Source organism: Curtobacterium flaccumfaciens pv. betae (genome assembly GCF_026241855.1).
Classification (GTDB): domain Bacteria; phylum Actinomycetota; class Actinomycetes; order Actinomycetales; family Microbacteriaceae; genus Curtobacterium; species Curtobacterium flaccumfaciens.
Genome location: NZ_JAPJDC010000001.1, coordinates 2,091,632 through 2,106,477, shown reverse-complemented (window position 1 = coordinate 2,106,477; position 14,846 = coordinate 2,091,632). Strand labels below are relative to the sequence as shown.

The 14,846-nt window shown below is 70.2% G+C and carries 10 protein-coding genes; all 10 read left to right on the top strand.

Translation table 11 applies throughout. The features are described from left to right. Nucleotides 1-3 precede the first annotated feature (3 nt). Nucleotides 4-1,632 (top strand): F0F1 ATP synthase subunit alpha, encoded by a 1,629-nt coding sequence (atpA, locus tag ORG17_RS09935; protein ID WP_027465778.1) that lies wholly within the window; start codon nt 4-6, stop codon nt 1,630-1,632. Further along, nucleotides 1,633-2,535 carry a F0F1 ATP synthase subunit gamma gene (locus ORG17_RS09930; protein ID WP_027465777.1) on the top strand — a complete coding sequence of 301 codons (903 nt, stop codon included), beginning with the start codon at nt 1,633-1,635 and terminating at the stop codon, nt 2,533-2,535. 47 nt (nt 2,536-2,582) lie between these two features. Then, on the top strand, nt 2,583-4,037 hold the full coding sequence (atpD, locus tag ORG17_RS09925; protein ID WP_017885744.1) for a F0F1 ATP synthase subunit beta: 1,455 nt from the start codon (nt 2,583-2,585) through the stop codon (nt 4,035-4,037). 1 nt (nt 4,038) lies between these two features. Then, on the top strand, nt 4,039-4,302 hold the full coding sequence (locus tag ORG17_RS09920) for a F0F1 ATP synthase subunit epsilon (RefSeq protein WP_027465776.1): 264 nt from the start codon (nt 4,039-4,041) through the stop codon (nt 4,300-4,302). Beyond that, nucleotides 4,299-5,069, top strand: a complete 771-nt coding sequence (locus ORG17_RS09915; RefSeq protein WP_308113410.1) for a YaaA family protein — start codon at nt 4,299-4,301, stop codon at nt 5,067-5,069. Before ORG17_RS09920 ends, ORG17_RS09915 begins: the two co-directional genes overlap by 4 nt. A 107-nt stretch (nt 5,070-5,176) precedes the next feature. Then, nucleotides 5,177-5,734 (top strand): hypothetical protein, encoded by a 558-nt coding sequence (locus ORG17_RS09910; protein WP_173034056.1) that lies wholly within the window; start codon nt 5,177-5,179, stop codon nt 5,732-5,734. Nucleotides 5,735-5,759: 25 nt separating this feature from the next. Beyond that, a complete protein-coding gene (locus tag ORG17_RS09905) occupies nt 5,760-6,584 on the top strand; it encodes an FHA domain-containing protein (protein ID WP_214526166.1) in 825 nt (274 codons plus the stop codon). Between the two features lie 3 nt (nt 6,585-6,587). Further along, on the top strand, nt 6,588-7,409 hold the full coding sequence (locus tag ORG17_RS09900) for a PP2C family protein-serine/threonine phosphatase (protein WP_017885739.1): 822 nt from the start codon (nt 6,588-6,590) through the stop codon (nt 7,407-7,409). A 130-nt stretch (nt 7,410-7,539) separates the two neighbouring features. Continuing rightward, on the top strand, nt 7,540-8,952 hold the full coding sequence (locus ORG17_RS09895; RefSeq protein WP_250892079.1) for a serine/threonine-protein kinase: 1,413 nt from the start codon (nt 7,540-7,542) through the stop codon (nt 8,950-8,952). Next, nucleotides 8,949-14,804 (top strand): Ig-like domain-containing protein, encoded by a 5,856-nt coding sequence (locus tag ORG17_RS09890; protein WP_214526167.1) that lies wholly within the window; start codon nt 8,949-8,951, stop codon nt 14,802-14,804. The genes ORG17_RS09895 and ORG17_RS09890 overlap by 4 nt, the downstream gene beginning before the upstream one ends. Nucleotides 14,805-14,846 lie beyond the last annotated feature (42 nt).

The window sequence follows — 14,846 nt, the reverse complement described above, 5'->3', positions numbered from 1 at the left end:
CCCATGGCAGACATCACCATCAGCCCCGATGAGATCCGTGATGCCCTGAAGGACTTCGTCTCGAACTACGAGCCGACGAAGGCCTCCACGGCCGAGGTCGGGCACGTCACCGACGCCGGTGACGGCATCGCCCACGTCGAGGGTCTCCCCGGCGTCATGGCGAACGAGCTCATCCGCTTCGCGGACGGCACGCTCGGCCTGGCGCAGAACCTCGACGAAGACGAGATCGGCGCCATCGTGCTCGGCGAGTTCGGCGGCATCGAGGAGGGCATGGAGGTCACCCGCACGGGTGAGGTCCTCTCCGCCCCCGTCGGCGACGCCTTCCTCGGTCGCGTCGTCGACCCGCTCGGCGCCCCGATCGACGGTCTCGGCGAGATCGCCGCAGAGGGCCGTCGCGCCCTCGAGCTCCAGGCTCCCGGCGTCATGGCCCGCAAGTCGGTCCACCAGCCGCTGCAGACCGGCATCAAGGCCATCGACGCGATGATCCCCGTCGGCCGTGGTCAGCGTCAGCTGATCATCGGCGACCGCCAGACCGGCAAGACGGCCATCGCGATCGACACGATCATCAACCAGAAGGCCAACTGGGAGTCCGGCGACGAGGAGAAGCAGGTCCGCTGCATCTACGTCGCCATCGGTCAGAAGGGCTCCACGATCGCCTCCGTCAAGGGTGCGCTCGAGGACGCCGGTGCGATGGAGTACACCACCATCGTCGCCGCTCCGGCCTCTGACCCGGCCGGCTTCAAGTACCTCGCCCCGTACACCGGTTCGGCCATCGGCCAGCACTGGATGTACCAGGGCAAGCACGTCCTCATCATCTTCGATGACCTGTCGAAGCAGGCCGAGGCCTACCGTGCGGTGTCGCTCCTCCTGCGTCGTCCGCCGGGCCGGGAGGCCTACCCGGGTGACGTCTTCTACCTGCACTCCCGTCTGCTGGAGCGTTGCGCGAAGCTGTCCGACGAGCTCGGCGCCGGTTCGATGACGGGTCTGCCGATCATCGAGACCAAGGCGAACGACGTCTCGGCGTACATCCCGACGAACGTCATCTCCATCACCGACGGCCAGATCTTCCTGCAGTCGGACCTCTTCAACGCGAACCAGCGTCCGGCCGTCGACGTGGGCATCTCGGTGTCCCGCGTCGGTGGTGACGCGCAGGTGAAGTCGATCAAGAAGGTCTCCGGCACGCTGAAGCTCGAGCTGGCGCAGTACCGCTCGCTCGAGGCGTTCGCGATGTTCGCGTCCGACCTCGACCAGGCTTCGCGTCGTCAGCTGGAGCGCGGTGCGCGTCTGACCGAGCTCCTCAAGCAGCCGCAGTACTCGCCGTACCCGGTCGAGGAGCAGGTCGTCTCGATCTGGGCCGGCACGAACGGCAAGCTCGACACCGTCCCGGTGCCGGACGTGCTCCGCTTCGAGTCCGAACTGCTCGACCACCTGCGTCGCAACTCCGACGTCCTCACGACCCTGCGCGAGACGAACCAGCTCAGCGACGAGACCGTCGCCGAGATGGACAAGCAGATCGACGAGTTCACGAAGAGCTTCCAGACGAGCGACGGCAAGACCCTCGGCTCCGAGCAGTTCGACGCGGCTGACGCCGAGGACGTCGACCAGGAGCAGATCGTCAAGGGTCGTCGGTAGATGGCAGCGCAGGTCCGGGTCTACCGCCAGCGGATCAAGTCGGCGAAGACCACGAAGAAGGTCACCCGCGCCATGGAGCTGATCTCGGCGTCGCGGATCCAGAAGGCGCAGGCCCGCATGGCTGCGTCCGGTCCGTACTCGCGGGCCGTCACCCGTGCGGTGTCGGCCGTGGCGACGTTCTCGAACGTCGATCACGTGCTGACCACCGAGCCGGAGTCGTCGACCCGTGCAGCCGTCGTGCTCTTCACCTCGGACCGCGGCCTGAACGGTGCGTTCAGCACGAACGTCCTCAAGCAGGGCGAGGAGCTCGCCTCCCTGCTCCGCAGCGAGGGCAAGGACGTCGTCTACTACCTGGTCGGCCGCAAGTCCGTCGGGTACTTCGCGTTCCGTGAGCGTCCGTCCGAGCAGCAGTGGGTCGGCAACACCGACCAGCCGGAGTTCTCGACGGCCAAGGAGATCGGCGACGCCGTCGTGGCGAAGTTCCTCCAGGACACCGCTGACGGCGGCGTGGACGAGATCCACATCGTGTTCAACCGGTTCATCAGCCTGGCGACCCAGGAGCCGCAGGTCGTTCGCCTGCTGCCCCTCGAGGTCGTCGAGGGCATCGACGAGCCCGAGGGCAACGAGCCCCTGCCGCTCTACGAGTTCGAGCCGGACGCCGATGCGGTGCTCGACTCGCTGCTCCCGGTCTACATCGAGAGCCGCATCTTCAACGCCATGCTGCAGTCGGCTGCTTCCGAGCACGCCGCGCGTCAGAAGGCGATGAAGGCGGCCAGCGACAACGCCGACTCGCTGATCCGTGACTTCACCCGACTCGCGAACAACGCGCGTCAGGCGGAGATCACCCAGCAGATCTCCGAGATCGTCGGCGGCGCCGACGCCCTCTCGTCGAAGAAGAAGTAGTTCGCGTCGTTCGCGGACAGATACCCACCCTCAGGAAGGCACCAGCCATGACCGACACCGCAACCACCGCGGTCGAGACGTCGTCGGCGCCCGGTGTCGGCCGGATCGCCCGTGTCACGGGCCCCGTCGTCGACATCGAGTTCCCCCACGACGCAATCCCGGAGATGTACAACCTCCTGTTCACGACCATCACCATCGGTGACTCGTCGCAGGAGATCGGCCTCGAGGTCGCGCAGCACCTCGGCGACGACCTCGTCCGTGCCATCTCCCTGAAGCCAACCGACGGCCTGGTCCGTGGCCAGGAGGTCCGTGACTCGGGCGCTCCGATCTCGGTCCCCGTCGGCGACGTCACCAAGGGCAAGGTCTTCGACGTCCTCGGCAACGTGCTCAACACGGACGAGAAGCTCGAGATCACCGAGCGCTGGCCGATCCACCGCAAGGCCCCGGCCTTCGACCAGCTCGAGTCCAAGACCTCGATGTTCGAGACCGGCATCAAGTCCATCGACCTCCTCACCCCGTACGTGCAGGGTGGCAAGATCGGCCTCTTCGGTGGTGCGGGCGTCGGCAAGACCGTCCTCATCCAGGAGATGATCCAGCGCGTTGCGCAGGACCACGGCGGTGTGTCGGTGTTCGCCGGTGTCGGTGAGCGCACCCGTGAGGGCAACGACCTCATCGGTGAGATGGAAGAGGCGGGTGTCTTCGACAAGACGGCCCTCGTGTTCGGCCAGATGGACGAGCCGCCGGGAACGCGTCTCCGCGTGGCCCTGTCGGCGCTGACGATGGCGGAGTACTTCCGCGATGTCCAGAAGCAGGACGTGCTCCTCTTCATCGACAACATCTTCCGCTTCACGCAGGCCGGCTCCGAGGTCTCGACGCTGCTCGGCCGCATGCCGTCCGCCGTGGGCTACCAGCCCAACCTCGCCGACGAGATGGGTGTGCTCCAGGAGCGCATCACCTCGACGCGTGGTCACTCGATCACCTCGCTGCAGGCGATCTACGTGCCGGCTGACGACTACACCGACCCGGCTCCGGCCACCACGTTCGCGCACCTCGACGCGACGACCGAGCTCTCCCGTGAGATCGCGTCGCAGGGTCTGTACCCCGCGATCGACCCGCTGGCGTCGACGTCGCGCATCATGGACCCGCGCTACCTGGGTGCCGACCACTACGAGACGGCCACGCGCGTCAAGCAGATCCTCCAGAAGAACAAGGAACTGCAGGAGATCATCGCCATCCTCGGTGTCGACGAGCTCTCCGAAGAGGACAAGATCACGGTCGAGCGCGCTCGTCGTATCCAGCAGTTCCTCTCGCAGAACACCTACATGGCGAAGAAGTTCACGGGCGTCGAGGGCTCCACGGTGCCGCTCAAGGACACCATCGAGTCCTTCCGCGCCATCGCCGACGGCGAGTTCGACCACGTTGCGACCCAGGCGTTCTTCAACGTCGGTGGCATCAACGACGTGGAAGAGAAGTGGGCTCAGATCCAGAAGGAGAACCGCTGACATGGCGGGTCTCAGCGTGAGCGTCGTCTCGGCTGACCGCGAGGTCTGGTCGGGCGACACCACCATGGTCGTCGCACGGACGACAGAGGGCCAGATCGGCATCCTCGCCGGACACGAGCCGATGCTCGCGATCCTGGCGCAGGGTCAGGTCCGCATCACGCGGGCCGATGGGTCGACCGTCGCGGTCGACGCCGAGGACGGCTTCCTGTCGGTCGAGCACGACACGGTGACGATCGTCGCGCGGCAGGCCGCGCTGGCGTCCTGACCGGACTGACCGTCCTGCTCCCGCCTTCGGAGACGAAGCGGGAGGGCGGGGACACGAGCCGCACGCTCGATCTGCGTGCACTCTCGTTCCCGGAACTGGCCGATGAGCGGGCCGCGGTGATCACCGCGGCCCGCTTCGTCAGTTCCGAGGAGTCCTCGGCCAGGACGGCACTCAAGCTCGGTCCGAAGTCCATCGCCGAGCGCCTCCGGAACCTCGAGCTCGACAACTCGGGCACCATGCCCGCGATCGAGCGGTACACGGGGGTCCTCTACGACCCGTTGGGTGTGCAGGACGCGGACGCGGCGACCCGTGCGTGGTGGGCGGAGCACGTGATCGTGCAGTCCGCGATGTTCGGCCCGATCGGCGCCGGTGACCCGATCCCGGCGTACCGGCTGTCGCACGACTCGCGGCTCGGTTCGATCCGGTTGGCCGCGCACTGGCCCACGGTGTCGACCCGTTCGCTGCTGACCCGTGCGGACGGCCTGGTGCTCGACCTGCGGTCCGAGGGGTACCGGCAGCTCGGCCCCGTGTCCGGAGCGGTCACACCACGGGTGGTGAGCGTTGACGGCTCCGGTCGTCGTCGTGCACTGAACCACTGGAACAAGACCGCGAAGGGCCGCCTGGTGGCGTTGCTCGCCCGCACCGGCGCGAGCATCGGCAGCATGGACGACCTGGTCGTCTGGGCGGCGGCGAACGGCGTGGTGGTCGAACGCAACGAGGGCGGCTGGGACCTGGTCGCCGAGAGCCTGGAGCCCGTCGCCGCCTGAGCGGGTTCCGCCGGCTCGTCCTCCACAGGCGTGGGTGGGGCAGCTCCGGTCCACAGATGGCCGGGGCGCCCCTGCCTGGAGGCCCGCAGCACGCTTCGATGGCGTGCATGATCCCTCTCACGGCACAGTCCGGCCCCGGCTCCGCAGTCCGTTTCCCTCGCGAGATCGCCGCGGCGGTCACCCTCCCCGCCGCAGCGGCCGCGCTGGTCGCGCCCGGCCGTGCGGACCTGTCGACGGCGGCTGCGACGGCCGTGGTGACCGCGTGCGGCGCACTCGCGCCCCGGATGGCCCTTGTGCCGTTCATCGCGGCGCAGGGCACGCCGGACCCGCGGTCGATCCGGGTGTTCGACCCCTTCGCCGACCCGACACCACCGGCGCTCCACGGTTTCGGCCCGGCTCCCGATCGTGCCCGCGTGCGGCTCGCCGGTGACCGGTGCGCCGACGCGTGGCGGGTGTGGCGGGCGCAGGACGGCCCCTTCGACGGATCGTCGGGTGCCGCCGGTGCCCTGTCGCTCGGTGCCTGGTGCGCGTGGGCGCTCGGGTCCTGGGCCCGGGCGGAGACGCGTGCCCGGTACGCCCTCGAGACGCGCGTCGACGACCCGCTCGCGGGGCTCGTCCTGCGTTCGGTCGTCGCGGGCAGCGGGCCGTCGTGGGAGCGTCGATGACGTGGGGTCGACCGGATCGTCTACGGTGGGGGAGACCACACTGGGAGGGCTCCGGTTGTACGACGACGACATCGAGGACACCGTCATCCGGCGACCCCGACGATCGCCGGCGGGCGACCGGACGGCGGACGCCGTCGGTGACACCGTCATCCGCGGCGCTGGTCCCGTCCTCCCCGGAGCCGGTCCCGACTCCGACCCCGACTCCGACCCCGGGTCCGACGACGGGGTCCTCGGTGACACGGTCATCCGGCCCCCGGTCGGTGCACCCGCCCAGGCGCCGGCAGCGGTGGACGACGTCGATCCGGAGGACACCGTCGTCCGGGTGCCGGCGCGTCCCGGCGCCGGAGCGGGCCCGTTCGTGGGTGCTGCCCCGGGCCTCCCGGCCGTCCCGTCCGTACCCGCCGCACCCGCGGCACGCGTGCCCTCGATCCGCATCGGCGACCGCACCTTCCGGCTCGACCACCCGGTGGTCATCGGCCGCCGGCCGTCGCTGCCCCGCGTCACCCGTGGTCCGCAGCCCGAACTCGTGACCGTGCGGTCGGCGTACGGGCAGGTGTCGTCGTCCCACGTCCGGATGCACGCCGAGGGCGAAGCCGTCGTCGTGCAGGACCTCCGGTCCACGAACGGCACCGTCGTCCGCCCGGCCGGTGCGCCCGCCTACCGCATGGCGTCGGGTGCGTCGATCGTGGCGCTGACGGGTACGGTAGTCGAGATCGGTGACGGCAACGCCATCGAGGTCCTCTCGCCGTACCTCCGGGTCGCACCGGCAGAGGGGCTGCCTCCGGTTCCCCCGTGGCCCTCCGATCAGACAGCACACGGCACGCCCCGACCCACCAGAGAGCGATCCTGACACGTGACCGAACTCGGCCGAGCAGCCACTGCGCACGCCATCGACGTCCCCGGAGCCGACGGCGCCACCCTGACGCTCTCGTGGGGAGCCGCGACCGACGTCGGTCGACGGCGTGACCACAACGAGGACAGCTACATCGTGGGCGCGCCGTTCTTCGTCGTCGCCGACGGCATGGGCGGGCACCTCGCGGGGGACCGCGCCAGCGACGCGGTCGTGCGTCGGCTCGAACAGGTGACGGCCGAACCGTTCACCACGCGCCAGGGCATCCAGCGTGCACTGCTCCTCGCGACCGCCGACATCGAGCGCGCAGCCGGCGGCAACGCCATCGGCGCGGGCACCACCGTCACCGGGATCGCGCTCGTGGCCTCGCTCGGGCAGCCCGCAGCGCTCGTGTTCAACGTCGGTGACTCCCGCACCTACCGCATCGAGGACGGCGTGCTCCGCCGCGTCACCGTCGACCACTCGGTGGTGCAGGAGATGGTGGACGCCGGTCTGTTGCGTGCCGAGGACGCCGAGCAGCACCCGGACAGCAACGTCATCACGCGTGCGGTCGGCTTCGGCGAACCGCCGGCACCGGACTGGTGGACCCTGCCCCTGCGAGCCGGTGACCGCTACATCGTCTGCTCCGACGGGCTGACCAAGGAGCTCGGCGACGCCGGCATCGCGCGCATCGCGGCACGTGAGCCGGGCGCGCAGGACCTGGCGGAGCGTCTGGTGGGCGACGCCGTCGTGGCCGGCGGTCGTGACAACGTCACCGTGGTGGTGCTGCAGGTCGATGCCGCACCGGACGACGGCGACCTCGAGGACACGCTGCCGAGGCACTGACTGGCCCCCGAACTGGGGGAACGCGTCGAGCTGTGGGGGATCGGCGTGCGGAATGTCCGTCACCCACGCTTCGTACAATGACATGGCCACGTCGAGAGAGCTGGCCGCTCGGCCGGGGGAGGAGAGGACCATGGCGAGACGCCTGCCGTCCAACCCGCCCGTGATCGGCGGTTTCAGTCCCGTCCACGTCCTCGGGTCCGGTGGCTTCGCCGACGTCTTCCTCTACGAACAGGACATGCCCCGACGACAGGTCGCGGTGAAGGTGCTGCTGGACGAGGTCGTCGACGACCGCGTCCGGCAGATGTTCCAGGCCGAGGCCAACCTGATGGCCCGGCTCAGCACGCACCCGTCGATCCTCACCGTCTTCCAGGCCAGCGTCGCCGCTGACGGCCGTCCCTACCTGGTCATGGAGCTCTGCTCGTCGTCCCTCAGCGAGCGCTACCGTCGCGAACCGATCCCGGTGTCCGAGGTGCTGTCGATCGGCATCCGCATCGGTTCGGCGCTCGAGACCGCACACCGTGAGGGCGTGCTGCACCGCGACATCAAGCCCTCGAACATCCTGCTGACGGCCTACGGCAACCCCGTGCTCTCCGACTTCGGCATCGCCGCGACGATCGGGGGCAGCGACCCCGACGAGCCGATCGGCATGTCGATCCCGTGGTCCGCGCCCGAGGTCCTGATCGACGAGTCGCGCGGCACGATCCAGTCCGAGGTGTACTCACTCGCGGCGACGGTGTACTCGCTCCTCGCCGGGCGCAGCCCGTTCGAGGTCCGCGGTGGCAAGAACGGTGCGAACGACCTGATGCACCGGATCGACAAGGGCGGCGTGAAGCCGACCGGTCGCACCGACGTGCCGCCGTCGCTGGAGCGCCTGCTCGCCTCGGCGCTCTCCCGCAAGCCGCAGGGACGCCCCGCGACGGTGATGGAACTCGTGCGTGGGTTCCAACAGGTCGAGGCCGAGCTCGGCATCCCGCAGACGTCCGCCGACGTCGCGGTCGAGGCCTGGGCTATCTCGACGCCCACCCAGCACGGCGACCGCACCGTGATCCGTGAGCTGCAGCCACCCACCCGGGTCGGTGCGCGTCGTCGGACCCGCCGCGCGGTGCAGGGCGGGGTCGTGGCCGGCGGTTCGCACAGCGTCGGCACCGTGCACCGCACCGGGTCCGTGACCCGTGCCCGTCGCCGGACCCGTTCGACCCTGGTCTGGGCGACGTCCCTCGCCGTCGTCGTGGTCGCGGCCCTCGCGATCGCCACGGTCGTCGTCGTCGGTCGGCTCGGCGCCGGGGCGATCCCGGTCGTGGCCGAGGTCCGTGCCGAGCCGTCGCCGCAGTCCGTGTCCTTCAGCTGGACCGACCCGGGGCTGCGCAGCAGCGACACGTACGTCATCTCGTCCAACGGGTCCTCGAGCCAGCAGACCGGCACGACGTTCGTCGTCTCCGGTGAACGCGGCGACGAGGAGTGCATCGCCGTCGCGGTGAACCGCGACGGCAAGACGGGTGCTGCGAGCGCGCAGAAGTGCGCGACGATCGGGAGCGCCGGGTGATCCGCGCCCTCCTCGCGAAGCACCGCTCCGCAGCCGTGACCACCGGTGCCTCGGTGCTCGTCGCCGCCGTCGTCGCGACCACGGCCATCGTCTCCACCGGGTACCACACGCAACGCGTCGACCTCGGTGACGGCACCGTCTGGGTGCCCTCGGCCGAGTACGGCGCGGTCGGCCGGGCGAACACCGGCATCCTGCAGCTCAACACCGCGGTCGAGACGGCCAGCGACGACCTGTCCGTGCTGCAGCGCGGCTCCACCGTCTACAGCGTCGACGAGACCAAGGGCACGGTCGCCCGGGTCGACGTCGCCGACGCCACCGTGGGTGATGCGATCACGCTGCCTGCCGGGACGCCGCAGGTCTTCTTCGCGGGCGACACCGCGGTCATCGGCAACGCGGACACGGGTGAGCTCTGGTCGACCCCCGCGAGCGACCTCGCCGAGTTCGACGCGTCGGCCAAGGCCGACCTGACCCTGGGCGCCGACACCGTCTTCGACGCCTCCGACGGCCACGTCGCGGTCTACTCCGCGAAGACCGGGACGGCGTCGCTGGTCGATGTCGGCACGACACTCACCGTCGCCGAACGGTGGAAGGTCGACATGGACCGGGGCGACGACTTCCAGGTCGCCACGTTCGACGGGCACCTCGCCGTGCTCGACCGCACGAGCGGTGCCCTGTCGGTCGACGGGCGCACCGTCGAGCTCGGCGACCGGGTGGGGTCGTCGCCGGCCCTCCAGCGGTCGTCGGACACCACGGCCCAGGTCACGGTCGCGGGCACGGCGGGCCTGGTCCGCGTCAGTGCCTCCGGCACCGTGGACGCCACCGCGCTCGAGGTGTCCGGACGAGCCGCGCGGCCCTACGTCGACGGCTCCTGCACGTACGCCGCGTGGGCAGGCGGACAGGCGATCGACACGTGCGACGGCAGCGCGTTGCAGCGGCTGGCGAGCACCGGCGGTACGAGCGAACTGCAGATCCTGCACAACGGCGACACCGTGGTCGCCAACGACCCGACGAGCGGCCGATCCTGGGCGATCGACCGGAGTGGTCAGCTCATCGACAACTGGGCCGACCTGATCAAGCAGGACGACGAGCAACAGCAGGAGCAGGTCTCCGACGACGACCCCGAGGTCGACAAGGACCAGAAGCCGCCGGTGGCGGTGGACGACGATCTGGGCGCTCGTCCGGGACGCACCACGAGCCTCCCGGTCCTGCTGAACGACTACGACCCGAACGGTGACCCGATCATCGTGAGCGAGGTCGGCACCATCTCGAAGTCCGCCGGCCGCGTCGCGATCGTCGGTGACGGACAACGTCTGCAGGTCACGCTGTCGCCGCGCGCCACCGGGACCGTGACGTTCCCGTACACGATCACCGACGGCAACGGCGGATCGGACACCGCGACGGTCCGGATCCGCGTGCGCCCCGACAGCGAGAACGAGGCGCCGCGGCAGGTCCGTGACACCTCGGCCGACGTCGTCCAGAACGGGCACGTGGTCTCGAACGTGCTCGGTGACTGGATCGACCCGGACGGCGACCCGGTGTACCTGGAGTCGGCCACCGCGTCGAACGGCGACCGGGTGTCCACCACACCGGACGGCCTGCTCGACTTCCGGAACGACAGCGGCCGCACCGGTGAGCGGTCGGTGCAGCTGGTCGTGAGCGACGGACGCGCTGACGGCCGGGGCGCCGTGACGGTGCGGGTGGCCAAGCAGGGCACCGTCCCGTTGCGCGCCGACCCGTTCCCCGTGTCCGGGTACGCCGGCAAGGCCTTCACGGTCGAGCCACTCGACCACGTGCGTGGTGGCAACGGCACCGTGACACTGACCAGCGTGTCGTCGGCATCCGGGCTCACCGTCACCCCGAGCTACGACGCCGGGACCTTCCGGGTGCAGGGGGAGCGGGCGGGCGACCACCAGCTCGAGTACACGGTGACCGACGGCGTGAAGACGTCGAGCGGCATCGTCCGGGTGACCGTCCTCGCGCCACCGGACGCCTCGACGGCGCCGATCACCACGCCGAAGACGGTGTTCGTCAACACCCTGTCCACCAAGGACACGGACGTCACCGCGACCGACATCGACCCGGCGGGCGGGGTGCTGCTCGTGACGGCGCTCGACGGACCCGGACGGGGCAGCGGGGTGCAGGCGAGCATCCTCGACCAGCACAAGGTCCGCGTCACGCTCACGGCGCCGCTCGACGGTCCGGTCTCGTTCGGGTACACGGAGACGAACGGGTTGGCGTCGTCCCCCGGCACGATCACCGTCGTCGAGATCCCGAAGCCCGACCGCATCCAGCCTCCGGTCGCGCAGCCCGACACCGCCACCGTGCGCGTCGGAGACGTCGCGAACATCGACGTGCTCGGCAACGACACCCAGCCCGAGGGCGAACCGTTGACGCTCCAGCCCGAACTGGTGCAGAACGTGCCGGGCAACGGCGGCCTGCTGTTCGTCTCCGGTGACCACCTGCGCTACCTCGCCCCGAAGACGCCGGGCAACTACACCGCCGTCTACCGAGTGGCCGGCCCCGACGGCCAGTACGCCGATGCCGCCGTGTCGATCTCGGTGCGCGAGCGTGACGCCGCGACCAACAACCCGCCGGTCCCGCAGACCGTCACCGCGCGCGTGGTCGCCGGGTCGTCGGTGCGGATCAGCGTGCCGTTGAACGGGATCGACCCGGACGGCGACTCCGTCCAGCTCGTCGGGGTGGGCTCCAACCCCGACAAGGGATCGGTCGCCGACGTCGCCTCGGACGCCCTGACCTACGAGGCCGGCGACTACTCGGCGGGTACCGACGAGTTCACCTACACGGTCGTGGACGCTCTCGGGGCCCGTGCGTCCGGCACCGTGCGGGTGGGCATCGCACCCCGCGCCGAGCAGGCCTCGAACCCCGTGGCCGAGGCCGACCACGTCACGATCCGTCCCGGTGGTTCGGTGACGGTTCGTGTCCTGCAGAACGACTCCGACCCCGAGGGCGGGCAGCTCACCGTCGCGCAGGCCGAGCCGACGGCCGAGGACGTCACCGCGAAGATCCTCCGGAAGCAGCAGATCCGCGTCACGCCCCCGAAGTCGGCGAAGCGCGGTGACTACGCCGTGCTCTACACCGTCGCGAACAGCAGCGGGGGATCGAGCACGACCTTCCTCACGGTGACCGTCGACCCGGACGCCCAGCCGCTCCGGCCCGAGGTCGACGACACGACCCTCGACCTGCAGGACATCCTCCGCCGGAAGAGCGTGACCGTCGACGTGCTCGACAACGTCTTCTTCGCCGAGGGCACCGCGGCCGACCTCCGGGTCGGGGTCGTCCCCGGCTACGGCGACACGGCGACGCCCACCGGCGACGGCCGCATCACGGTCCGGTTGACCGACGATTCGCAGGTGATCCCGTTCTCGGTCGCCCGGCTCGACCACCCGGACATCGTCTCCTACGGCTTCATCAACGTGCCGGGCTTCGACGACGCCCTGCCCCAGATCAACCGCAGCGCCGGCGCGGTCACGGTGAAGAGCGAGGCCACGGTCCGCATCCCGCTGCAGGACTTCGTCGTGACGGCGAACGGCGAGACCGCGAAGATCACCGACCGCGGCACGGTCAAGGCCACCCACGCGAACGGGCAGAGCCTGGTGGTGGACTCGTCGACGCTGCAGTTCACGTCGTCGAAGCTCTACTACGGCAAGGCGTCGATCTCGTTCGAGGTCACCGACGGCTCGTCGGCGAACGGCGGCAAGGGCCGCGTTGCCACCCTCGTGCTCCCGATCACGGTCACGCCCCGGTCGAACCAGCCGCCGGCGTTCGCGGGCTCCTCGATCGAGATGCAGCCGGGCGAGACGCGGAAGATCGACCTGACGAAGCTCACCGACTACCCGTACCCGAAGGACCTGCCGGAGCTCCGGTACTCGATCGTCGGCCGGCCGGCCGCTGGGACGACCGCGTCGATCGCGAAGCAGCAGCTCACCATCGCAGTCGCCGACACCGCGAAGAAGAACACCACCGCGTCGATCGGGATCGGCGTCGCGGACGACGCCAACGCCGGTCGTGCCGGCACGGTCGCCGTGGGCGTCGTCGGCTCCACCCGGCCGGTGGTCCAGCCGGGCGCCGACCGCGCGGTCACGAAGCGCGGGGCGACCACCACCCTCGACGTGCTGACGAACGACCAGCCGACCAACCCGTTCCCCGGCGAGCGGCTGCGCGTCGTGAACATCCGCGGTCTGTCCGGCGGACTCCCGAAGGGTGTCACCGTCACGCCGAGCGGTGATCGCTCGCGTCTGCAGGTCGCGGTCGCCGGAACCGCGAAGCCCGGCGACGCGCACCTGCAGTACCAGGTGGCGGACGCCACGAACGACCCCGACCGGTACGTCTGGGGCGACGTCACGATCTCGGTGCAGGACGTCCCGGACGCGCCGGGGGCGCCCACCCGCACCGGCTCCTACGACGGTGGTCAGGCCACGCTGACCTGGGCGACCCCGCAGAGCAACAACTCGCCCATCACGGGCTATCGCGTCGTCGGGACCAACGGTGTCTCGAAGAACTGCGGGACCGCGACGGTGTGCACGGTCACCGGCCTCGACCCGAAGGAGTCCTACCGGTTCCAGGTCGTGGCGACCAACGCGATCGGTGACTCGAAGCCCTCGGCCCGCTCGGGTCCGATGAGTGCGGACTTCGTGCCGGCACCGCCGAAGGGCATCACGGTCACGCCCAGCAGGTCGACGCCGAACCAGCTCGACGTCAAGTGGGGCAAGGTGTCCGCGCCGAACAACGGCAGCGCGGTCGACAACTACGTCGTGACGATCGAGGGTCCGGGGTTGTCCGACACCCGCAACACCGGCACCGCTACGAGCACCTCGTTCACCGGTGCCCAGAGTGCCGCCCAGTACACGGTCACCGTGTCGGCCCGGAACGCCGCAGACCGCAACGGCACCGTCGTGCAGTGGAACTCCGCGTCCGCAACCGGAAGCGCGGTCGGGACGCCGGGCAAGCCGACGAACCTCCAGGCGGTAGCCGGCGACCAGGCGGATTCGTCGGGTCGCTCGACCGTGACCGTGAGCTGGAGCGCTGGCGATGCCGCTGGCGGTTCCGGTCTCCGGTACGCCGTGTTCCGATCCGGCAACGTGGACTGCGCGGCCCCGTCCTCGAACTCGATCGGCAGCTCGAGTCCGGCCCGTGACTCGGGCGTCGGTGGCGGCTCGACGCGGTACGCCGTCACCGTCTCCAACGGCTTCTTCTGCAACGTCGAGTACGTCGACGCCGTGACCTACGAGCGTCCGTCGGGGACGAACCGGCCGGACGTGGGGACGACCCAGACGAGCACCAACCTCTGGAACGTCTCCGTGACGGCACCGTCGCGGAGCGTGGACCACTACCAGCTCGACACCGGCGGACAGACGGTCAGGCTGCAGCCGGGTCAGACGTGGACGGGTGTTCCTGGGACGGGCGGTCGCAACGTCTCCTCGCAGCTGGTCCTCCGCGCGTGCGGCGGACCAGGGAGCACGTTCTGCACGACGGACGACCAGTCCTGGACCGGTGCCGCCGCCGCCTTCGACACCCGTGTGGCCGTGACCGCGGCGCAGCAGGGCAAGCCGCTGGTGGTCTCGGGTCCCGGCGGTGGCACGGTCCGGTTCACCGCCGACTGGTTCCTCGACGAGGGCGGCAACGTGTTCGTCGGCACCGACAGTTGGAACGCAGGGGAGACCGCTCCGACCCCTCCGGTCGGTGCCAGCTCCGTCAAGGTCCGCGCGACCGTCAGGACAGCGGACGGGTCCGAGCTGTCCCAGGAGGGTGAGCCCACCGAGGCCTTCCCGGTTGCCGATGCCCCCGCTCCCGCTCCCGAGCAGCCTGCCCCGGAACCAACCCCCGGCGGCTGATCCCCGCCGCCCCGACCCGCCAACGCCGCCCTCCCGCCACGA